The organism is Labrys sedimenti, assembly GCF_034424805.1.
In the GTDB taxonomy this organism is placed as follows: Bacteria; Pseudomonadota; Alphaproteobacteria; order Rhizobiales; family Labraceae; genus Labrys; species Labrys sedimenti.
The window spans coordinates 210,788-227,272 of the sequence record NZ_JAXOUF010000005.1 but is presented as its reverse complement, the minus strand read 5'-3'; the positions used below and the strand labels follow the sequence as shown (position 1 = coordinate 227,272).

Sequence of the window (16,485 nt, the reverse complement as noted above, 5' to 3'; positions counted from 1 at the left end):
CCGGTTTCCGGCGATGAATGGATTGCAGAAAAAACTCAGGTCAGGGTCAGGTCGGCGCGCTCGTCGTCGGCCAAGAGTTTGGCATCGCCGGCCGCCCAGCAAAGATCGACCGCCTCGCCGATGACGAAGGGCCGGCTCTCCAGGGGCGCGCGCACGATGGCGACCGAACCGTCGGCCAGCACGACCTGGTATTTCGAGCTGGAGCCGAGATAGATCGCCTCGCTGACCTGGCCGGATAGGCTGTTGCGGCCGTCGCGCGCGCCCGTGGCCGCCGGCGCGAGCGAGAGCTTCTCCGGCCGCAGCAGCATCACCGGCTTTCGGCCGTCGGCGAGCCTTTCCCGCGAGACCACCTTCTGCCCGGCGATGGAGAGGCAGGTCTCGCTGCCGGAGGTCTCGACGCTGCCGCGCAAGGTGGTGGATTCGCCGATGAACTTGCCGACGAACAAGGTGGCTGGCTCGTCATAGAGCTCGCGCCCGGTGCCCACTTGCTCGATACGGCCATGGTTGAACACGGCGATGCGGTCGGACAGCACCAGGGCCTCCTCCTGGTCGTGGGTGACGTAGACGAAGGTGGTGCCGAGCTCGCGGTGGATACGCTTGATCTCGAGCTGCAGCCATTCGCGCAGCTTCTTGTCGAGCGCGCCGAGCGGCTCGTCCATCAGGAGCAGCGGCGGATCGAACACGATGGCGCGGGCCAGCGCCACGCGCTGCTGCTGGCCGCCCGAGAGCTCGCTGGGATAGCGATGGGCGAAATCAGCCATCTTGACCATGTCGAGGGCGCGGCGGACGCGGGCCTCGCGCTCGCCCTTGGGGACGCCGCGCAAGGCGAGGGGATAGGCCACGTTCTTGCCGACCGTCATGTGCGGGAACAGGGCGTAATGCTGGAAGACCACGCCGATATTGCGCTTGTGCGCCGGCAGGCCGCCAATGTCCTCCCCGCCGACAGCGAGCGCGCCGCTGGAAAGCTCGGTGAAGCCGGCCACCACGTTGAGCGTGGTCGTCTTGCCAGAGCCGCTGGGGCCGAGCAGCGTCATGAACTCGCCGGGCTCGATATGGAGGCTGACATCGTCGAGCGCGGTGAAGCTGCCGTAATGCTTGCTGGCATTGCGGATGTCGATGGCGGCGCCGGCCGCGCCCTGGGTGGATGCGGCGGGGGTGGAGATGGCGGCTGCGTTGGACATCTCAGCTCCTCTTCGAGCGCGCGCCGAGAAGGAGGCCGGCGGCGATCAGCAATGTCGTGGCAAGGAAGACGATGGTTCCCACCGCGGCGACCGTGGGGTCGGCGTCGCGGGTGATGGAGGTGAAGATCTGCACCGGCAGCGTCTTCAGGTAGGGATTGGTGATGAACAGCGCGACGATGATCTCGTCGAAGGAGGTCACGAAGGCAAAGAGCAGGCCCGACAGGATGCCGGGCGCGATCAGCGGCAGCGTGATGGTGCGGAAGGTGGTGAAGCGGTTGGCGCCGAGGCTGGCTGCGGCCTTTTCGAGCCTGACGTCGAACATCTCCAGGCTCGCGGAGACGGCGATCAGCACGAAGGGGATCGCCAGCATGGTGTGGGCGATGACGAAGCCCAGATCCGTGCCGACCAGCTTATAGGTGAGGTAGACCGAATAGATCCCCACCGCCAGCACCACGCCCGGCACCACCATCGGCGTGATGAGGAGGGCGCGCAGGATGCCGCCGCCCGCATGCTTCATGCGGCTGAGGCCTAGGGCGGCGAGCGTGCCGATCAGCGTGGCGATGATGGCGACGATGGTGGCGATGCGCAGCGAGTTGATGAAGCTGGACGACCAGTCCGGATTGGTGAGGAAGTTCTCGTACCACTGCCAGGAGAAGCCGGTTGGCGGAAAGGCCAGCGACTTGTTCTGGTTGAACGACATCGGGATGATCACCAGCGTCGGCAGCACCAGCCAGATCGCGACCAGCAGGCAGAAGAGGGCGAGGAAGAGACGCAGCAGTTTCATCGTCAGCTCCTCGACGCCTGCTTGTGGCGCTGGCGCATCAAGGGCGCGGCGATGGCGAGCAGCAGGAAGGTCGCCACCAGCAGGATCACGCCCATGGCGCCGCCGCGGCCCCAGGCCAGCAGGCTCAGCACCTGGTTCTGTACCAAGGTGGAGAGCATGGTGCTGCGCGGCCCGCCCAGCAAAGCCGGGGTGATGTAGAAGCCGAGCGAGAGGATGAAGACGATGATGGCGCCGGCGAAGACGCCTGGCAGAGACAGCGGCAGGTAGATCTGCCAGAAGGCCCTGACAGGGCTGGCGCCGAGGCTGCGCGCCGCCTGGATCAGGCGCAGGTCGATGCTACGCATCACCGAATAGAGCGGCAGGATCATGAAGGGCAGCAGCACCTGGGCCATGCCGATGACCACGCCGAGCGGGGTCCGGATCAGCTTGATGCCGTCGAGGCCAAGCGCCTGGAGCGCCGTGTTGATCACGCCGGAATCCTGCAGGAGCACCACCCAGGCGAGCGTGCGCACCACGCCGCTGACCCAGAACGGCACCAGCACGCAGAGAATGAGCACCAGGCGCCATTTCGGCCCGACCGCCGTCATCAGATAGGCATAGGGATAGGCCGCGATCACGCAGACCAGCGTGACCCAGGCGGCGATGGAGAAGGTGCGGGCCAGCACGGTGAGGTTCGCCGGCGTGGAGAAGAACCAGACATAGTTCTGCAGGCCCCAACTCGGTTCGGCGAAGCTGCGCACCACCACCGTCGCCAGCGGATAGCCCATGGCGAGGATCAGCAGCAGCACGGCAGGAACCGCCAGCAGCGACGGATAGGCCGAAAGCGGCCTCAGCTTGCGCCGCCGGCCGATGGCCATGGAGGATTGCATGGTGTCCGTCACGTGCGGCTCCTGAGTTCAAACGGTTCGGCCGGGACGAGCAAGGCACGACTAATCTTCTCCCCTTGCGGGAGAAGGTGGCATTGCGAAGCAATGACGGATGAGGGGTGTTGGCGGACAACCATCAAGGTTGCGTGTCCCCCTCATCCACCCCTTCGGGGCACCTTCTCCCGCAAGGGGAGAAGGCAGGTCTCGCCCTACTCTGCCCCGCCTCAATTCCCCGCCAGCAGGGAGCCCCATTTTTCGTTCAGGGCCTGGAAGTTCTCTGTCCAGAAGGCCGTGTTGAAGCCGTAGCCCTGCTTGACGCGCTCGGGGGTGTTGGTGAGGAAGGCCTGCACCTGGGCGTCGACCTCGGGCTTGGACTCGTTGTTCACCGGCGAGTAGGAGGTTTTCTGGGTCAGGGCTTCCTGCGCGGTCTTGCCGAGATAGGCGTTGATCAGCGCATGGGCGGCGGCGGGATCCTTGACGCCGACCGGAATGGTGAGCTGGTCCTTGACCACCAGCCAGTCCTGCCAGACGGGGGTGTATTTGGCGCCGTTCTTGACCGCGGTCATGGCGCGTCCCGTCCACATCAGCAGCATGTCGATCTCGCCGGACTCGGCGAGCTGCTGGGATTCGGCGCCAGTCTTCCAGAACACGGTGTCGGGGCCGAGGGCCTTGATGCGGGCGATGGCCGTGTCGATATCCGCCGGCGTCATCTTGTCCACCGGGTGGCCGTCGGCCAGGAGCGCCTGTTCGAGCAGGCCGACCGGCGGGTCACCGCTGCCGTCGATGCCGCGCGTGCCGGGGAAATTCTTGGTGTCGAAGAAGTCCTTCCAGTTCTTGGGCGGATGGTCCTTGAACTTGTCGGTCTTGTACATCAGCACGATACCGTAATTCATGGCCGGCACGCTGCAGGGGCCGACCTGGCCGGGCGGGATGTGCGAGACGTCGATCTTGGTGAAGTCGAGCTTCTGGAAATATTTGCCGCAATAGGCAAAGGGGGCGAGGTCGCCGGTATCGACGACGTCCCAGGTGACGTTGCCCGATTCGATCTGGGCCTGGAGCTTGGCGAGCTCGGTCGGGCCGTCGTTCAGGAGCTTGACGCCGGACTTTTCGGCGAATTCCTTCAGCGCCGCGTTCTGCCCGTCCTGGTAGATGCCGCCATAGGAGACGAAGGTCAGGGTCTTGTCCTTCAGCGATCCCTCGGCGATGGTGCCGGCCGGCGGCGCGCTCTGGGCCAGGGCCGGGAAGGCCGCGAGCAGGGTAAAGGCAGCGCCGGCCAGGCCGGCACAAAACGCTTTTGCGCAAGATCGTTGGGCGAATGCCGTTGCAATTGTCATCCCGTTATCCCTCTGAAGACTCGCTTGTCTGTTCTGGCGATCCGGATGCGAGCGATTTCCGGATCACATATTGATCGAGGTCGGCAGCGCCGCTGGTCGGCGGCGAGATGATCCACACCACCTCGGCCGGCGTGTCGCCGATATTCGCCGTCTTGTGCGGCGTCGAGGACGAATATTCGATGCTGTCACCCGCCTCGAGGATGAAGCTCTCCTGGCCGAGCGTCAGTTGCAGGCGCCCGCGCAGCACCAGGAACATTTCGTGGGAATTGCCATGGGTATAGGGCTGGTCGCCGGTGGAGCCGCCGACGTCGAACTCGCCGGAATAGACTTCGAGGTCGCGAAGGGGGCGCCGGGACAGCAAGGTCTTGTGGCAGCCGCCGCTGGCCGGCAGGGCCGGGCGCTCGGAACGGGAGACGACCCTGTGCGGCGAAGCCTCGCCCTCGTCGAAGAGGTCGGCGACATTGATGCCGAGCGCGTTGGCGATCCCCATCAGCGTGGAGGTGTTGGCGCCGGAAAGCCCGCGTTCGAGCTGGGAGAGGAAGCTGGCGGTGGTGCCGGTGAGGTCGCCGAGTTCGCGCAGGGTCAGGCGGCGCGCGGTGCGGAAGGCCTTGACGCGCTGGCCCAGGATGCTGGAGCGCCGCGCTTCCAGATTGGGCGCAGCGCCGCTGTCGGCATTGTGATCGTCGGCGCGCTTCATCAGGGCCTCGGCAGGTTCACTTAACAAGTCATAAAGTGAATTGCTGTACTTAACAAGCCTTAAAGTGAATGCGCGAAGACGCGTTTCGATAGGCCGATCTGAAGAGACCGACCGAAGATCGACGGAACTCGACTTTTGTCATTGCCGGGCCTGTCCCGGTAATCCAGGGCCGCAGTCTCAACGAACAGAGGAAGCTGGATGCCCGGGACAGGCCCGGGCATGACAAAATTGAGCTTTTCCCGGCCTCGTTGCGATTGCTGAGTCAGTCTCTCCAGGTCGGCCCGGAACCGTTACACTTCTCACCGAACCTGCCGGTCCCGCTCCATCAATTCCCCGTGGCCGGCTGGCCGAGCTTGATCACCTCCGCCTTGCCCGGTTCGGTGACGATGTGGTCGAGCGCCGGCGGCTTGTCGCTGTGCAGGAGATCGCTGGTGGGCGCGCCCGTCTTGATGAAGGCCTCGATGTCGGCGGCGACGGCGTCCGGCGCGCCCCATTGCACGTTGTGGCCGATATCGCTGACCTGCGCCCCGGAGGCCGGCAGGGGGATCACTCCATAGCGCTTCCAGAAAGCGGGGATACCCTTGGTCTTGGCTGCCTCGGAGAGGGATTGCTTCAGCCAGGTCTGGTCGGCCTCCAGGAAGATGCTGTCTTGCGTCGCCCAGAGCACCAGCACGGGCACCGAAAAACCCTTCAGCCGCTCGGTGTTGTCGGTGGCCAGCAGCGCCTTGCTGGCGCCGATCCAGGTGCCGAGCCGGACATTGGCCGTCTCCGGCACATAGGGCTTGAGGAAGGCGGGATCGGCGGCCGGATCCACCACCCAGTTCTTGGCGATCCAGTCCTCGGCCTTGGGATTGGCCTTGAGCGGGGTGAGCATGTAGAAGCCGGCGGGATACTTCCAGCCCTTGGCCTCCAGTGCCTTCTTCCAGGAGCCTTCCACTGGCTCCTTCAGCACGTAGTCGCGCAGGGCGACGTTGTCGACGCCCTTGGTGGAGCTCGCCACCAGCACGGCGCGTTCGACCAGTTCGGGATGCTCCAGGGCGACTTCCTGGGTGACGAAGCTGCCGAGCGAATGGCCGGCAAGTGTCGCCTTGGCGATCTTCTTGGCCTTCATGAAGGCGACGATGTCGCCGGCGAAGTCGCTGGTCCGGAAGCATTTCTCCGGCGCGGGCGAACAGGCGGCACGGGGCGGCATCGAGGTCTGGCCGTGGCCGCGCAGGTCCATGGCGAGGATGTGCAGGCCGGGATCACGCTTGTGCAGCGCCGCCATGGTGGTCGACCAGGAGCGGATATTGTCAGTGAGGCCGTGGATGAGGAGCACTGCGGGCCCGTCCTTCGGCCCGGTCTCGACATAGGCCATGGTGATGCTGCCCGGCAACTTCACCTTGCAGCGCCCGGCCGCCAGGTCCTCGCATCCCTTGGCGCTGGCGGGCGATGCGGCGCCCATGGCGAGGCCCAACGCGAGGGGCAGAGCGAGCGCGCCCGCTTTGGCGAGACGGATGAAAGGGGTCGGCATGCGGTTCCTCCTCCGGCAGGATTTTGGAAGAAACTATAGCCCTGGATTGTTGCCGGGCAATTGCCCGGGGGCGACATCCGACCGTGGCACATATCCTGGGAGCGCGGACATCCTGTCCGCTCTTGGAAATGCCGAGCTTGCGGAAGGAAGGGCTGATATCGCGACATGCAAGCATGTCATTGTGACGTCCGCTCTCCCAGGTAACAACCTCGTGGCCTCACGCGGCTGGTACGCCTGTCGCCGGGATGGCCCCGCCCGTCACCACACCGCCTTCCGGCGAGAGCAGGAAGGCGATCAGCCGGGCGATCGCTTCCGGCGCCACCCAGGAACTGGTATCGGCCTTGGGCATGGCGGCCCGGTTCGGCGGCGTGTCGATCACCCCGGGCAGCACGCAATTGGCAGTGATGCCGTCCTTGCGATATTCCTCGGCAATGGCCTCCGTCAGCCGCAGCAGCGCCGCCTTGGAGGCGGCATAGGCGGCCATTCCCGCCGACGCCTTCTGCCCGGCCAGCGCCGCCACATGCACGATGCGACCCTGGCGCGCCGCCTGCATCGCCGGCAGCACCGCGGCGCTGATGGCGAGCGCCGTGCGGGCATTGCCGGTGAGCATGGCATCCCATTGCGAAAGCGTCTTGGCGACCGGCGCCATCGCGAAGCCGCCCACCGTGTTGGCGAGCCCGCCGACCGTGCCGAATTTAGCGATTGCCTGTGCCACCGCCGCCTCGCAGGCCTCCTGCGAGGTCATGTCCGTCCCGGCGATCGACAGTACCTCGACCCCCGCCGGCAGCGAGGCGACGAGCGTCCCCAGCTTGTCGGCCGAACGCTCCATCAGCACGAGCGGCGCGCTGCCTTTGGCGAGTTCGCGCACCACCGCGGCTCCGAGATTGCCGGCTGCGCCGGTGACGATGATGGCGGGGGACGAAGACATGGCAGGACTCCCTGGTGTGACTGCACCGGGAGAGTGTCATGGGTGGAAGCAGGAGGGAAGGGTGAGGATCGTGGCACGCATGACTGATCGCGGCGACACATCCTTCGGCATGAAGTGAGATTGGTGCCCCTAGCCGGAATCGAACCAGCACTCCTTGCGGAATCCGATTTTGAGAGATCGGATATCGCCTATCCTTTGTATATCCGGCGGTATCCGATTTTACGATAACCGATTGAAGCCTATGGCTTTTTTCTCTTGTCTACGCATCCATACCTAACCGGATATTCGCTACGGTTGGTTTTCCAGGTGCACCTATTCTGCACCTGAAATCCGACCTCAAAGGAGGTTAGGAATGCCCAAAATCAAACTCACCAAGACCGCTGTCGACGCCGCAACCCCGCAGGAGCGCGATTACGAACTCAGGGATACGACGATACCCGGCTTTCTCGTCAAGGTCACCCCAACCGGCCGCAAGATTTTCATGGTGGCCTACGTCGCCCACAATGGACAGCGGCGAAAGCCCGCGATCGGCCGCTACGGCGAGATCACTGTCGAGCAGGCGCGCAACATTGCTCAGGACTGGCTCGCGGAGGTGCGCCGTGGCGTCGACCCGAGCGCTGAGCGCGCGGCGGCCCGTCAGGCGCTGACGGTGAAGGAGCTGTTCGACCGCTTCATCACCGACTATTCCGAAAGCCGCAACAAACCCACAACGGTCGAGTCCAACCGGGGTTACGGCAAGCGCTACATCGTCCCGATCCTTGGCAATCTCAAGGTGCCAGATGTCACACGCGCTGACATCGCGCATCTCATGAAGAAGATGGCCAAGAGCCCCACCAACGCCAATCGAGTCCTGGCGGCCGTCCGGAAGATGTTCAACATGGCCGAGGTCTGGGGGCTGCGCCCAGACGGCTCTAACCCCTGCCGGCATATTCCCAAATACCCGGAACGCGGCAAGACCCGCCTTATCACCGACACGGAGCTTCGCAAGCTTTTCGAGTATCTCGACCGCGCCGAGGCCGAGGGATTGGAGCATCCCTTCATCCTCTTGGCCATCCGACTTCAGTTCGAATTCGCCGCGCGCATGTCGGAAATCCTTCAGCTTGAATGGGCGTGGATTGATTTCGACAACCGCCGCGTAGTCTGGCCCGACAGCAAGACGGGCGGAATGTCGAAGCCGATGAGCGCAGAGGCGCACCGGCTCTTCGAGACCGCGCCCAGGCTTGAAGAGTCGCCCTTCGTGTGCCCATCCGTCTTCGACCCGAACCTGCCGATGTCAAAGCACACCTACTATCAGGGCTGGCGGCGTATCCTTCAGCGCGCAGGGCTCCCGCACATTGGGACGCACGGCATTCGTCATCGCTCCGCTACCGATATCGCCAATTCGGGCATTCCAGTGAAAGTCGGGATGGCGCTCACCGCGCATAAGACTGTCACCATGTTCATGAAGTACGTCCACACCGAGGATGACCCGGTAAGAGCGGCGGCCGAGGCGGTCACGCAGCGCCGCATATCCCTCATCGGCGGAGTTCAGCCTTCCGCGCCCCCGATGGCGGCGGCCCCGGAACCCCCGTGTGTCGCGCCGGCTGTCGAAGCGGCCCAGCTCGCGCTCGGCCCCGACGGAAAGCCACTCGGTTTTGAAGACGGCGCCTACACGTCGCGCACGCGTCTCGGCAACTACCGACCCTACCGTCACCGGAGCGGCGAGAACCGCTCTGTTCCGCCCGGCACGAAGCGCGCAGAGGCCACGGAGGCGAACCATGCCTGACAGAGCAAAGCCTGATCGCCGTTGGCCGACGCCGGACATCCTCAAGCGCGCGAAATTTGTCGACGACGCAGGACCGATCCGCTTTGTCGACACCGAAGCGGCCGCGCGTTACCTGGCCCTCGAAGCGCATACACTGGAGTGCTATCGCTCCCTGGGCGGGGGGCCGGCCTACCACAAGTTCGGCAAATGGGTCCGCTATGCGGTCGACGACCTCGACGCGTGGGCGGAGAGCTGCCGTCGTTCAACGACGGCTTCGCCAGCGGCGCCTCGTATCCTTTCCATTGACCGGATATAGGTTCTAACCTATATGAGTTGGGAGGTCCAATTCCACCCTGCCTTCGAGGCCGAGGTTCTAACTCTTGAGCGTGACGTCCGCGTCGCTTTGATCGCTGCCGCCAGGCTGTTGGCCGACTACGGTCCGCAGCTTGGCCGGCCTCATGTCGATACGCTCAAGGGATCTAGGCACGCCAATATGAAGGAGTTGCGGTTCGAGGGCGGCGACGGCGAATGGCGAGCGGCCTTCGCCTTCGATCCCGAGCGAAAGGCCGTCGTTCTTGTGGCGGGCGACAAATCTGGCGTCAGCCAGAAGCGCTTCTACAAGACGCTAATCGCAAAGGCGGATCTACGGTTTTCAGAGCATCTGGAAAGCCTGAAATCCGCAAAGAAGGGCAAATGAGATGGGCCGTAGCCTGACCGACATCATCGCCGCGCTTCCGCCCGAAGAGCAGGCAGCCATTGACGCCCGGTATCAGGACTTGAAGCAGGAGGTGGAAGGCCTGCGCGAGCTGCGGCAGATCGCCTGCAAGGCTCAGGCGGAGATCGCCTCCGCCCTCAACATCAAGCAACCCTCGGTTTCTCAGATCGAGCGGCAAACCGATATGTATCTCTCCACGCTTCGCAGCTATGTCGAGGCCGTGGGGGGAGAACTCGAACTGACGGTCAAGCTGCCGAAACGGCCTGCATTGCGGATTCACCAGCTCGGCGACGTCGGTGCTCCTACGCAGGCGGCGGCCCGCAGCCCTCGCACGCGCGCGCAGATCGGCGGTCGCCGTGGGCGCTAGTTATCCAACGAGAATAATACTGGCGTTTCGAAGCGGCGGCGTCTGTGCTTTCCCGAAATGCGGCAAGCATCTCACCTACGACGCCCAGGTGGGCGACGACACCTATGTCGGCGAGGCGGCGCATATCCGTGGCGAGAAGCCGGCCGCCGCCCGCTATGACGCCTCGATGACCGATAACGAGCGCGATAACGTCCGAAACCTCATCTATCTTTGCACCGATCACCACACGATCATCGACAAGGTCGAGGCCGATTGGCCGACCGCGACGCTTCTGCAACTGAAGGAAGGCCACGAAAAGCAGGTCCGCCAAGCCATGGAAGAGGCCTTCGCGGACGTCGCCTTTCCCGAATTACAGAACGCTGTGTCGTGGGTCGCCAGCCAAGCCCCCGCTGGCAATGGATCATTCGATCTCACTGCGCCCGACGAGAAGATCAAGAAGAACGCGCTGTCGAACGGATCTCGGCACATCATCGCTGCCGGTCTCACCTCGCGAGCTACGGTAGGCGACTATGTCGAGGCCGAGGCGCAGCTCGATCCAGACTTTCCCGAGCGGCTGAAAGCCGGTTTTCTTGAAGAGTATTACGCGTGCCGGAAAGAGGGCCACAAAGGCGACGAACTGTTTGAGCTGATGTGCGCGTTTGCGCAACGCGGCCTGCGTCGGCAGGCTGACAGAACTGCGGGCATCGCGGTGCTGATCTATCTTTTCGAAATCTGCGACGTGTTTGAGAAATGATTCTCCCGACGAAACATATCCCGCAGAACGAGGCGCTGATCGGTATCGGCGCGACGCTGCTTGCGCACCTCAGCATTCCCATGACCGTTTCAGGTCTTTGGGAACGTCTGCGCACGGAGCCGAACGTCGGGACTTTCGAGCGGTTCGTGCTGGCCTCGAACCTCCTCTATCTGATTGGCGCCATCGACATCCGGGACGGCCTCATCGTCAGGACCGGCTCATGATCCGTGCTGTTCGCGCCAATCAGAAGGGCTTTCACACCGCGCTCCTGCAGCCAGGACTCAATCTCATCCTCGCCGACCGATCTTCTTCGGCCGGTGACAGGGACACGACGAACGCTCTGGGCAAATCGACCCTCATCGAGATCATCGATTTCTGCCTCGCCAGCAACTCCTCACCCGGAAAAGGCCTGCGCGTGGAGGCTTTGCATGGTTGGGCTTTCACGCTGGAGCTTTCCCTATCCGGCCGCGACATCGCGGTGACGCGAGCAACCGACACCCCGGGCTTCTTCGCCATTGAGGGCGTCACAGATGATTGGCCTGTCCGTCCGACGCCGAACAAAGAAGGCGTCCCCGGCCTCGACGCGAAGAAATGGCGGGCCGTCCTCGCCTGGGCGCTGTTCGGCATAACCGAGTTGTCTGCCGAGTCCGGCTACAAGCCTTCGGCGCGGTCACTGCTGTCCTATTTCGTGCGCAACCAGACCGCCGCTTACAACACTCCGTTCAAGTATTTCGATAATCAGAAGACCTGGGACATCCAAGTCCACAACGCCTTCCTTCTCGGATTGAACTGGGAGAAGGCTGCGACCTGGCAGCAGCTCAAGGACCAAAAGAACGCACTCGATGCGCTCAAGCAGGCGATCAAGACCGGAGCCGTGGACGGCGAACTGGCGTCCCTCGGTGAACTTGAAGCCGAACGCCTGCGTCTGACGACACAGCTCGACCGTGAGCGCGAGGCCCTGTCGAATTTCCGCGTGCTTCCACAGTATCGGGAGATCGAGGCCCAAGCGAATCTCCTGACTGGTGAAATCCATGGCTTGGTCAACGCCAACATCGTCGATAAGCGTCGCCTCGAGCGCTACCGCGACTCGCTGGTCAGCGAAGACGCTCCAACCGAAGACCGGCTGGAAGCTCTCTACGGCGAGGCGGGCATCGTCCTGCCCGGCGCCGTTAAGAAGACGTTGGACGATGCGCGGGCATTCAACGCGCAAATCATCGCCAACCGTCGCGAGTTTATCGCAGGCGAGATTGCCGCGCTGGAAGCTGCCGTCATTGAGCGTGACGCAGCAATCGCGACCCTGACGGATCGCCGTGCCGGCTACCTTAGCGCGCTTGCCGGACAGGGCGCGCTGGAAGAACTGACGCAGTTGCAGGAGCTGCATGCCGCGACGCGGCTCAAGGTCGATGAACTGACCAACAGGATCACCCAGCTTCGCCAGATGACCACAAAGGCGGACACGATCAAGGTCGAGACCGTCGAGCTGAAACGCGCGACCACACTCGACTATGAAGAGCGGCGCGCGCTCTGGTCACAAGCGCTCAGCCTCTTCTCGGAGTTTTCCGAAAGCCTGTATAAGTCGCCCGGCCGCTTGGTCATCGACATCGATGACACCGGATACAAATTCGACGTCGAGATTGCCGGTAGCCCGAGCGAAGGCATCAGCAAGATGAAGATCTTCTGCTATGATCTCATGCTGATCTCGTTCGCGCGCCAGCGCGGTCTCGGGATCGACTTCCTGATCCATGACAGCACAATCTTCGACGGCGTCGATCCTCGTCAGCGCGCCCATGCGCTCGAACTCGCGGCAGCGATGGCCGAGAAATACGACTTTCAATATATCTGTACCCTCAACACCGACATGGTTCCGGTCAGCGACTTTTCGCAGGGCTTCGACTTTGAGGCGCTTATCCGTCTGCGTCTAACGGATACCGATCCGAGCGGTAGTCTGCTCGGGTTCCGGTTCTGACGGGGGTCGACTCCGCTCCTCATATTGGGAGCGGTTCGTTACAGAGGCGGCCGCCATCCGCAAACCGGCATTGATGCTTGGTGCCTGCTGCTGACGGCAGCTTCCAACCTGGCCGGAGCGACCGATAAGGGGGCGACGATTGTCGCGACAATTCTCATTGCCGTTAACGCGGATTTGCGCTTCTACGCGTTTGAGGTTTTGCGGGGGAAAGCCTTCCCCCTTGTCGGCACTTTGTTGCCGACACACCCCCTTCTGCGGGGAGACCTCGCAACGCCCCCATTAGAGTGAGAGTGCGGACGGGTTTGCCGTGACGGGTTCAGGGCTGGGAGAGAGGCTCCCGGCGCCCGTCGCGGAGAACCGCGATGTCCAGACATGACCGCACCCCACGCGCCGGCTCGGACCGGGCGAACCTCTATGACGAGATCACCGGCAAGATCATCGCCGAACTTGAGGCCGGCCGCTTCCCCTGGGTCCAGCCTTGGGGCAAGTCCACGGCCAAAGCGCCGCTCGGCCTGCCGAAGAATGCCAGCACCGGCCGCACCTATAGCGGCATCAATATCCTGATCCTCTGGGGCGCCGTCGTTCAGCACGGCTTTCCCGGTCAGGGCTGGCTCACATATCGCCAGGCGGCCGCGCTCGGCGGAAACGTTCGCAAGGGCGAGCAAGGCACCACCGTCGTCTATGCCGACCGCTTCGTGCCGGAGGACGTGAAGCGGCGGGCGCGCGAGACCGGCGAGGAGGCCCACGCCATTCCGTTCCTCAAGCGCTTCACCGTGTTCAATACGGCGCAGTGCGAGTGCTTGCCGGACGACATAGCCATTACCATGCCGCCACCGCCGCCTGGCCTAATCGAGCCGAGGGTCGAAGCGCTGATCCGGGCAACCGGTATCGACTTTCGCATCGGCGGCGACCGGGCTTTCTACGTCCCCGCCGACGACTACGTGGTCGTACCGCCGCCGCAAGCCTATTTCGAGCCGATAAACTGGCACAGGACCGCGCTGCACGAGCTCGGGCACGCCAGCGGACATCACAGCCGCCTTAACCGCGACTTCTCGACGTCCTTCGGCACGAAGAAATACGCTTTCGAAGAGCTGATCGCCGAGATGAGTGCTGCCTTCTGCTGCGCATCGCTCGGTATCGTCCCGACCGTCCGCCATGCCGACTATATCGGCTCCTGGCTGGAGGTGCTGCGCGAGAACAACCGCGCGATCGTCCGCGCCGCCTCGCAGGCAAGCAAGGCCGCGGACTGGATCTTGTCATTCCTGCCCGAGGCCGAAACGACGGATACTGGCGCCAAAGCGATCGACAGGAGGGCGGCGTGATCCTCGTGACCGACGAGCTGCGCGCGCAGCTTCTGGCCAATGGCCGCCAGCGCGGTGTCGACCATGTGCCTGTGGTGAAGTTCTTCAACCCGCTCGGCGAAGGCGTCTGGCTCGCCACCGAACTGGACGCCGATGGCGACACGCTATTCGGCCTGGCCGACCTCGGCGAGCCGGAACTCGGATATTTCTCCTTAGAGGAAATGATCGCGGTGCGCCTGCCGTTCGGGTTGGGTATCGAGCGCGACATCCTCTTCACCGGCGAGTTCCCGATCTCGGTCTGGGCCGAGGCCGCGCGCGAAGCCGGCAGCATTCGCCGCGCCGAACGGATTATCCGTGCGGCAGGGCGGTCCAGGTGGGACGGCGTGTGATGCGCTTTCGCCGCTGGCATCGATCCGAACCCTATGGCGACACGTCGCGAAAGCGTGCGGCGTTTCTCCGCAAGCAGCGCCTCGAACGCGAGGCGCTGCCGCTCTTCGCTGACGAGATCGCCGCCGGCCAGCACGGCGTCGACGAGGAGATGGCCCGCCGGGCCATCTGGTGGGACGAGGCAGAGCGGGAGCGCCGCCGCATGCGGGCGGCCTCCTGGCGCAAGGCCCGCGCCCGCCTGTTCGTGTTGCCCGACGCGCTGCGGAGCACCGTCCGCGAGATCTGGCGCGATTGCCCCTATCCGGCCGATCCGGGCTATTTCGCGGATCTGCTTCAACAGATCGACGTCGGCCGCGTCGATCCGCACCGGCCGCCCTGGAAGTTCCACCCGGAGCTGAAGGCGCGGATGACCCCGGACCCGTCGAGATTCGACGCCGCCTTCCGCCAGATCGGCCAGCGCAAGGTGGGTGGCGGGCCGAAGACCACGGAGGCGGACGAGCTGCTGTTTTGTGGCAATCTCGGCTCCGGCATCCTCTTCCTGCGTTCGCGCGTGCGCCTGATCGAGCGCCACGAGAGCTTCTACACCTCGTCGGGCCATCGCCTGCGCGACTCCAAGGTCGGCAGCGGTGGACAGTTCGTCGAGATCGCATAGGCGTCGGCCCGCAGGGCAACGCCTATGCGATCCCGACGAAGGATCGCAATCTGCGCGTCCTGCCGCTTCCGGTCATCCGAGGCCATGTCGCCGACTTCCTCCGATACGCCGCCCGCCGGTCGGACCTGCGTTTCGAGATCACGCCCATCGGCTGCGGCCTCGCCGGATATCGCCCCGACCAGATCGCCCCGATGTTCGCCGGCTCTCCGGACAACGTGATCCTGCCCGACGCCTTCCGCGCCGTGCTGGCCGCATCGGCGAACGCGGTGCGTCATGGCTGATCACCGACCTCCGCCCGGTCACAATGGCGGGCCGCCGCTCGACGATCCGACGCCCCAGCGGCCGGGTCGCTGTCGCGATTGCCGGCATTGGCAGCCGCCGCCCGAAAGCCTGAAGCGCGACTATGAGTTCTTCCGGCTCGGCCTGTCTCGCCGCCGCGTGAAGAAGCCTACGGGATTCTGCGCCCGCGTGCTGCTCGGCAACAGCAGGATTCCGGCGTTCTCGGGCACCGCCGGGGATTTTACTTGCCGCAACCTCGAGCCCGTGCCGCCGAGGCTGCGGTCCAGGGGCGGTGGCTTCATCTCCATCTGGGTCGGCGACCGCGTCGTCTGGAAAGGCCCGGAGGATGAGATTCCGCCGCGCTTCCGCAACGCCGATCCCTAACGGCTTGCAAGCTCTGTTTGCTTCAACCGCCGTTGATTTCCCGGAACCTTCAGGCGTCTCGGCAGTTTCGGCCGATACCCGCGAAGCGACTATTCTAGTCGCCGCTGGCGCAAGTGACCGGAGGCGAAAAACAGCCAGGGGGCTGACATTGGATACGGAACCGGACCAACCGCAGACCCTCCTCGTCGTGGAGGATGACATCTTTATCCGCCTCGACATCGCGGACTACCTGCGCGGCTGCGGCTGGGTTGTGGTGGAGGCGGGCTCGGCCGCCGAGGCGGTCGCCCTGTTCGAATCCGGCGCCCCCGTCGATCTCGTCTTCTCCGATATCCAGATGCCCGACACGATGGACGGCTTCGGCCTTGCGGCATGGGTACGCCAGCATCGGCCGGGCGTTCGCATCATTCTCACGTCCGGCGCCGTCCAGAGAACCGAGGCGGCCGTCTCCCTCTGCGACGAGGGACCGATCGGCAAGCCCTACGACCAGCAGCGCCTTGCCGAGCGCATCCGCCATCACCTTGCGTCGGCTGCAACGGGGGCGGCGGGGGTGTAAGCCGGCGGGCGACGGCGCCTGCCTCGCGCGGCTTTAGAGGGAGAGAGGGGCTGGGGATTTCGTGACGGGTTGATAGCGGAGAGAGAGGCTCTCGGCGCCCG

General features: G+C 64.3%; 19 protein-coding genes and 1 pseudogene. 13 read left to right on the top strand and 7 right to left on the bottom strand.

All coding sequences use genetic code 11. From position 1 onward, the window contains the following. Positions 1 to 35: 35 nt before the first annotated feature. The 7 genes from U1R88_RS18060 to U1R88_RS18030 form a co-directional block, all read right to left on the bottom strand. On the bottom strand, positions 36 to 1,181 hold the full coding sequence (locus tag U1R88_RS18060; protein WP_322432492.1) for an ABC transporter ATP-binding protein: 1,146 nt from the start codon (positions 1,179 to 1,181) through the stop codon (positions 36 to 38). 1 nt (position 1,182) lies between these two features. After that, the gene (locus U1R88_RS18055) at positions 1,183 to 1,971 is read right to left on the bottom strand and encodes an ABC transporter permease (protein ID WP_425545451.1); all 789 of its coding nucleotides are present in this window, start codon (positions 1,969 to 1,971) and stop codon (positions 1,183 to 1,185) included. Further along, positions 1,968 to 2,822: an ABC transporter permease gene (locus U1R88_RS18050; protein ID WP_322432601.1), complete on the bottom strand. Its 855-nt coding sequence runs from the start codon at positions 2,820 to 2,822 to the stop codon at positions 1,968 to 1,970. Before U1R88_RS18050 ends, U1R88_RS18055 begins: the two co-directional genes overlap by 4 nt. Positions 2,823 to 3,055: 233 nt before the next feature. Continuing rightward, entirely contained in the window at positions 3,056 to 4,165 is a 1,110-nt protein-coding gene (locus tag U1R88_RS18045) for an extracellular solute-binding protein (RefSeq protein WP_322432490.1), read from the bottom strand. Positions 4,166 to 4,169: 4 nt separating this feature from the next. Next, positions 4,170 to 4,862 carry a helix-turn-helix domain-containing protein gene (locus U1R88_RS18040; RefSeq protein ID WP_322432489.1) on the bottom strand — a complete coding sequence of 231 codons (693 nt, stop codon included), beginning with the start codon at positions 4,860 to 4,862 and terminating at the stop codon, positions 4,170 to 4,172. Between the two features lie 325 nt (positions 4,863 to 5,187). After that, on the bottom strand, positions 5,188 to 6,375 hold the full coding sequence (locus U1R88_RS18035; RefSeq protein WP_322432488.1) for an alpha/beta fold hydrolase: 1,188 nt from the start codon (positions 6,373 to 6,375) through the stop codon (positions 5,188 to 5,190). 217 nt (positions 6,376 to 6,592) lie between these two features. Beyond that, positions 6,593 to 7,303, bottom strand: coding sequence for an SDR family NAD(P)-dependent oxidoreductase (locus U1R88_RS18030; protein ID WP_322432487.1), 711 nt, complete (start codon positions 7,301 to 7,303; stop codon positions 6,593 to 6,595). Positions 7,304 to 7,655: 352 nt separating this feature from the next. Between U1R88_RS18030 and U1R88_RS18025 the strand changes: the two genes are divergently transcribed. From U1R88_RS18025 to U1R88_RS17970, 13 genes and pseudogenes are all read left to right on the top strand, one after another. Next, complete coding sequence (locus U1R88_RS18025) at positions 7,656 to 9,068, top strand: tyrosine-type recombinase/integrase (protein ID WP_322432486.1); 1,413 nt, start codon at positions 7,656 to 7,658, stop codon at positions 9,066 to 9,068. Continuing rightward, a complete protein-coding gene (locus U1R88_RS18020) occupies positions 9,061 to 9,363 on the top strand; it encodes a helix-turn-helix domain-containing protein (protein ID WP_322432485.1) in 303 nt (100 codons plus the stop codon). Before U1R88_RS18025 ends, U1R88_RS18020 begins: the two co-directional genes overlap by 8 nt. A gap of 12 nt (positions 9,364 to 9,375) precedes the next feature. Continuing rightward, on the top strand, positions 9,376 to 9,744 hold the full coding sequence (locus U1R88_RS18015) for a type II toxin-antitoxin system RelE/ParE family toxin (protein ID WP_322432484.1): 369 nt from the start codon (positions 9,376 to 9,378) through the stop codon (positions 9,742 to 9,744). A gap of 1 nt (position 9,745) precedes the next feature. Then, complete coding sequence (locus tag U1R88_RS18010) at positions 9,746 to 10,129, top strand: XRE family transcriptional regulator (protein ID WP_322432483.1); 384 nt, start codon at positions 9,746 to 9,748, stop codon at positions 10,127 to 10,129. Between the two features lie 88 nt (positions 10,130 to 10,217). Beyond that, positions 10,218 to 10,862 (top strand): HNH endonuclease, encoded by a 645-nt coding sequence (locus tag U1R88_RS18005; protein WP_322432482.1) that lies wholly within the window; start codon positions 10,218 to 10,220, stop codon positions 10,860 to 10,862. Next, complete coding sequence (locus tag U1R88_RS18000; RefSeq protein ID WP_322432481.1) at positions 10,859 to 11,086, top strand: ABC-three component system middle component 6; 228 nt, start codon at positions 10,859 to 10,861, stop codon at positions 11,084 to 11,086. The genes U1R88_RS18005 and U1R88_RS18000 overlap by 4 nt, the downstream gene beginning before the upstream one ends. Beyond that, positions 11,083 to 12,828, top strand: coding sequence for a DUF2326 domain-containing protein (locus U1R88_RS17995; protein WP_322432480.1), 1,746 nt, complete (start codon positions 11,083 to 11,085; stop codon positions 12,826 to 12,828). Before U1R88_RS18000 ends, U1R88_RS17995 begins: the two co-directional genes overlap by 4 nt. Before the next feature lie 362 nt (positions 12,829 to 13,190). Beyond that, positions 13,191 to 14,150, top strand: coding sequence for an ArdC family protein (locus U1R88_RS17990; protein WP_322432479.1), 960 nt, complete (start codon positions 13,191 to 13,193; stop codon positions 14,148 to 14,150). Then, complete coding sequence (locus U1R88_RS17985) at positions 14,147 to 14,518, top strand: DUF2958 domain-containing protein (RefSeq protein ID WP_322432478.1); 372 nt, start codon at positions 14,147 to 14,149, stop codon at positions 14,516 to 14,518. Before U1R88_RS17990 ends, U1R88_RS17985 begins: the two co-directional genes overlap by 4 nt. Further along, entirely contained in the window at positions 14,518 to 15,168 is a 651-nt protein-coding gene (locus U1R88_RS17980) for a hypothetical protein (protein ID WP_322432477.1), read from the top strand. The genes U1R88_RS17985 and U1R88_RS17980 overlap by 1 nt, the downstream gene beginning before the upstream one ends. Beyond that, a pseudogene (locus U1R88_RS35690) lies at positions 15,165 to 15,344 on the top strand (A1S_2505 family phage non-structural protein); the annotation flags it as partial. The gene U1R88_RS17980 and the pseudogene U1R88_RS35690, both read left to right, overlap by 4 nt. Before the next feature lie 97 nt (positions 15,345 to 15,441). Further along, the gene (locus U1R88_RS17975) at positions 15,442 to 15,831 is read left to right on the top strand and encodes a hypothetical protein (protein ID WP_322432476.1); all 390 of its coding nucleotides are present in this window, start codon (positions 15,442 to 15,444) and stop codon (positions 15,829 to 15,831) included. Between the two features lie 148 nt (positions 15,832 to 15,979). Beyond that, positions 15,980 to 16,384 carry a response regulator gene (locus tag U1R88_RS17970; RefSeq protein WP_322432475.1) on the top strand — a complete coding sequence of 135 codons (405 nt, stop codon included), beginning with the start codon at positions 15,980 to 15,982 and terminating at the stop codon, positions 16,382 to 16,384. Positions 16,385 to 16,485: the final 101 nt, after the last annotated feature.

Excerpts from the sequence above, each read along its gene's own strand:
- U1R88_RS18060 (WP_322432492.1), bottom strand. The coding sequence starts at position 1,181 with ATGTCCAACGCAGCCGCCATCTCCACCCCCGCCGCATCCACCCAGGGC.
- U1R88_RS18050 (WP_322432601.1), bottom strand. The coding sequence starts at position 2,822 with ATGGCCATCGGCCGGCGGCGCAAGCTGAGGCCGCTTTCGGCCTATCCG.
- U1R88_RS18045 (WP_322432490.1), bottom strand. The coding sequence starts at position 4,165 with ATGACAATTGCAACGGCATTCGCCCAACGATCTTGCGCAAAAGCGTTT.
- U1R88_RS18040 (WP_322432489.1), bottom strand. The coding sequence starts at position 4,862 with ATGAAGCGCGCCGACGATCACAATGCCGACAGCGGCGCTGCGCCCAAT.
- U1R88_RS18035 (WP_322432488.1), bottom strand. The coding sequence starts at position 6,375 with ATGCCGACCCCTTTCATCCGTCTCGCCAAAGCGGGCGCGCTCGCTCTG.
- U1R88_RS18030 (WP_322432487.1), bottom strand. The coding sequence starts at position 7,303 with ATGTCTTCGTCCCCCGCCATCATCGTCACCGGCGCAGCCGGCAATCTC.
- U1R88_RS18025 (WP_322432486.1), top strand. The coding sequence starts at position 7,656 with ATGCCCAAAATCAAACTCACCAAGACCGCTGTCGACGCCGCAACCCCG.
- U1R88_RS18020 (WP_322432485.1), top strand. The coding sequence starts at position 9,061 with ATGCCTGACAGAGCAAAGCCTGATCGCCGTTGGCCGACGCCGGACATC.
- U1R88_RS18015 (WP_322432484.1), top strand. The coding sequence starts at position 9,376 with ATGAGTTGGGAGGTCCAATTCCACCCTGCCTTCGAGGCCGAGGTTCTA.
- U1R88_RS18010 (WP_322432483.1), top strand. The coding sequence starts at position 9,746 with ATGGGCCGTAGCCTGACCGACATCATCGCCGCGCTTCCGCCCGAAGAG.
- U1R88_RS18000 (WP_322432481.1), top strand. The coding sequence starts at position 10,859 with ATGATTCTCCCGACGAAACATATCCCGCAGAACGAGGCGCTGATCGGT.
- U1R88_RS17995 (WP_322432480.1), top strand. The coding sequence starts at position 11,083 with ATGATCCGTGCTGTTCGCGCCAATCAGAAGGGCTTTCACACCGCGCTC.
- U1R88_RS17990 (WP_322432479.1), top strand. The coding sequence starts at position 13,191 with ATGTCCAGACATGACCGCACCCCACGCGCCGGCTCGGACCGGGCGAAC.
- U1R88_RS17980 (WP_322432477.1), top strand. The coding sequence starts at position 14,518 with ATGCGCTTTCGCCGCTGGCATCGATCCGAACCCTATGGCGACACGTCG.
- U1R88_RS17975 (WP_322432476.1), top strand. The coding sequence starts at position 15,442 with ATGGCTGATCACCGACCTCCGCCCGGTCACAATGGCGGGCCGCCGCTC.